The sequence below is a fragment of the Pseudomonas sp. P4_C3 genome, assembly GCF_056402075.1.
On the sequence record NZ_JBFUIC010000705.1, the window covers coordinates 1 to 889 of the forward strand.

Sequence of the window (889 nt, forward strand, 5' to 3'; positions counted from 1 at the left end):
ATCCCGGACATCCTGAAAGTCGCACGGGACGCCAACTCGGCGACCTTCCTGACCTTCCAGTCGTTCGGCATCGCCGCGTTGATCTACCTGGCAGTCACTTTCTCTCTGGTCGGCCTGTTCCGCCTGGCTGAACGCCGTTGGTTGTCTTTCCTCGGCCCGGCTCACTAATTCAGGATGCTTGTTCATGTACAAACTGACCGTTGAAAACCTGCACAAAAGTTATGGCAACCATGAAGTCCTCAAGGGCGTTTCGCTAAACGCCAAGACCGGCGATGTGATCAGCCTGATTGGCGCCAGTGGTTCGGGCAAGAGCACCTTTCTGCGTTGCATCAACTTCCTGGAAACGCCCAATGACGGCGCCATGAGCCTGGACAACCAGCCGATTCAAATGGTCCATGACCGCCACGGCATGCGCGTGGCCGACGCCAATGAACTGCAACGCATCCGCACCCGCCTGGCGATGGTGTTCCAGCACTTCAACCTGTGGAGCCACATGACCGTGCTCGAGAACATCACCATGGCCCCACGCCGGGTGCTGGGCGTCAGCAAGAAGGACGCAGAGGATCGCGCCCGGCGCTACCTGGACAAGGTCGGTTTGCCGGCACGGGTGGCCGATCAATACCCGGCGTTTCTCTCGGGTGGTCAGCAGCAACGGGTCGCCATTGCCCGTGCCCTGAGCATGGAACCGGAGATCATGCTGTTCGACGAGCCGACTTCGGCCCTGGACCCGGAACTGGTGGGAGAAGTGCTCAAGGTGATCCAGGGGCTGGCCGAAGAAGGCCGCACCATGATCATGGTGACCCACGAAATGAGCTTTGCGCGCAAAGTGTCGAACCAGGTGCTGTTCCTTCACCAGGGGCGGGTCGAAGAGCAGGGTGCGCCCGAGGAC

The 889-nt window shown here is 60.3% G+C and carries 1 protein-coding gene and 1 pseudogene; both read left to right on the forward strand.

Going from position 1 to position 889, the window contains the following annotated elements; genetic code table 11:
- Positions 1-168: pseudogene (locus AC1DVH_RS31920) on the forward strand (amino acid ABC transporter permease); the annotation flags it as partial.
- A 16-nt stretch (positions 169-184) separates the two neighbouring features.
- A partial coding sequence (locus AC1DVH_RS31925; RefSeq protein ID WP_477757141.1) for an ABC transporter ATP-binding protein occupies positions 185-889 on the forward strand: 705 nt, incomplete at its 3' end.